The following is a 2,311-nucleotide window of genomic DNA, read 5'->3' as shown; positions in this document are numbered from 1 at the left end:
GGGCGGCACCGCCGCGATCAGCGCCCGCGTGTAGGGATGCCGCGGCTGTTCCAGCACTTGTTGCGCCGCGCCGCTTTCCACCAGCACGCCGCGCTGCATGACCGCGACGCGGTCGGCGATCTCGGCGACCACGCCGAAGTCGTGCGTGATGAACAGCACGGCCGTGCCCTTGCGGCGCTGCAGGTCGTGGATCAGGTGCAGGATCTGCGCCTGGGTGGTCACGTCCAGCGCGGTCGTCGGTTCGTCCGCGATCAGCAGGGCCGGCTCCAGCGCCAGCGCCATGGCGATCATGGCGCGCTGGCGCTGGCCGCCAGACAATTCGTGCGGATACGCGCCCAGCGCCCGCGCCGGGTCTGGCAGCCGCACGGAGTCCAGCAGTTCCAGCGTGCGGCGCCGGATCTCGGTCCGGCCCAGGCGGGTATGGGTGCGGAAAACTTCCGCAATCTGATCGCCGATGGTGCGTAGCGGATTGAGCGCCGTCATCGGTTCCTGGAAGATCATGCCGATGCGCTGGCCCCGCAGCCGGCGCAGCGCCTCGGGCGCCAACCGCAGCAGATCCTGCCCTTCCCACAGCACTTGCCCGCCGCTTGCGCGCACGTCCTGCGGCAACAGCCCCAGGATCGCACCGGCCGTGAGCGACTTGCCCGAGCCGCTTTCCCCTACCACGCACACGATTTCGCCCGCGCTGATGCTTAGCGACAAGTCTTTCAGCGCGTGCGGACGGTCGGCGCCTGGCGGCAGGTCCACGGTCAGGTTCTGGATGCGCAGCAATTCGGTCATGAGTCGTCCACCACGAAGAAGCCCTGGATCGTAGGCCCGCCCGGGCCGCGTGGGAACTGCGCATTTCTCATTTGCTCATGCGGTTCGTGGCGCACGGCTATCGTGGCGCACGGCTATCGTGGCGCACGGCTGTCGTGGCGCACGGCTGCCCTGACGCCGCGAAAGTTACGACTTTTTACGTATCGGGAACGCGGATTGCTCCGCAGTCCGGATCGGCCCTATCCGGAGCGTCCATGCCCTCCCCGCACTATATCGATGCCACCACGCTGACCGTGCTCACCGTGAACACGCACAAGGGTTTCACCAGTTTCAACCGCCGCTTCATGTTGCATGAACTGCGCGCAGCCTTGAGGACGGCGAGCCCCGACGTCGTGTTCCTGCAGGAAGTGCTGGGAGAACACCAAGGACACGCGGAAAAGCACCAGGCCTGGCCCGCCCTGTCCCAGTACGAATTCCTGGCCGACTCGTTGTGGACCGATTTCGCTTATGGCCGCAATGCGGTCTATCCGGCAGGACACCATGGCAATGCGCTGCTGTCCAGGTATCCCATCGAACGCTACGAGAACCATGACGTCACCGTCCATGGGCATGAGGGGCGCGGACTGCTGCACTGCGTCCTGCGGGTGCCCTCGCTACCCACTCCGGTCCACGCGATATGCGTGCACCTGGGCCTGCTGGAGGGGCATCGCGGCAAGCAGCTGCGGCGCCTGTGCGAACTGGTGGCGGACAGCGTGCCTGCTGGCGAGCCGCTGCTGATCGCAGGCGACTTCAACGACTGGCGCCTGCGCGCCGACGCGCTGATGGTCGGCTGCGGCACGCGCGAGGTCTACACCACGCGCCTGGGCCGCCCCGCCCGCACGTTTCCGGCGCGTTGGCCCCTGTTGCGGCTGGACCGCATCTATGTGCGCAATGTCCGCGACTGGCAGCCGGTACCGCTGGCCTCGCGGGTCTGGTCGCGGCTGTCCGACCATGTGCCGATCTGCGCGGAGATTGCGCTATGAACCTGCGCTGGCGCGAACACAACCGCTACACGCTGCTGGAAAACGGCACCGACTACTTTCCGGCGGTGCTGGACGCGATCGGCGCGGCGCGCAGCGAAGTGCTGGTGGAGACCTTCATCCTCTTCGATGACGCCGTGGGACAGGAATTCCAGCGCGCCCTGATCGCCGCTGCCCGCCGCGGCGTCAGCGTGGACCTGACGGTGGACGGCTATGGATCGGACGAACTGGGCGACGCCTTTGTCGGCGCCATGACCGAAAGCGGCATCCGCGTCCATGTATTCGACCCGCGTCCGCGGTTCCTGGGCGTGCGCACCAATGTGTTCAGGCGCATGCACCGCAAGATCGTGGCGGTGGACGGCCGCGTCGCCTTCGTCGGCGGCATCAACTTTTCCGCCGACCACCTGCCCGACTACGGCCCTGAAGCCAAGCAGGACTATGCGCTGCGGCTGGAAGGCCCGCTGGCCGCGGACATCGCGGATTTCGCCCGCGCCGCGCTTGCCGTGGATGCCTGGGCGCGTGCGCGGCGCCGG

General features: G+C 67.6%; 3 protein-coding genes. 2 read left to right on the top strand and 1 reads right to left on the bottom strand.

The features are described from left to right. The coding region (locus VIR09_RS02950) for an ABC transporter ATP-binding protein (protein WP_332011528.1) at positions 1–780 on the bottom strand (780 nt) is incomplete at its 3' end. Between the two features lie 233 nt (positions 781–1,013). Here VIR09_RS02950 and VIR09_RS02945 point away from each other — a divergent pair. Continuing rightward, entirely contained in the window at positions 1,014–1,781 is a 768-nt protein-coding gene (locus VIR09_RS02945; protein ID WP_332011527.1) for an endonuclease/exonuclease/phosphatase family protein, read from the top strand. Next, positions 1,778–2,311 (top strand): phospholipase D-like domain-containing protein (locus VIR09_RS02940; protein ID WP_332011526.1); only part of this gene is annotated, 534 nt, incomplete at its 3' end. The genes VIR09_RS02945 and VIR09_RS02940, both read left to right, overlap by 4 nt.

This window comes from Achromobacter sp., from assembly GCF_036567245.1.
GTDB lineage: Bacteria > Pseudomonadota > Gammaproteobacteria > Burkholderiales > Burkholderiaceae_B > Achromobacter.
This window is presented reverse-complemented; position numbering and strand designations above follow the sequence as displayed.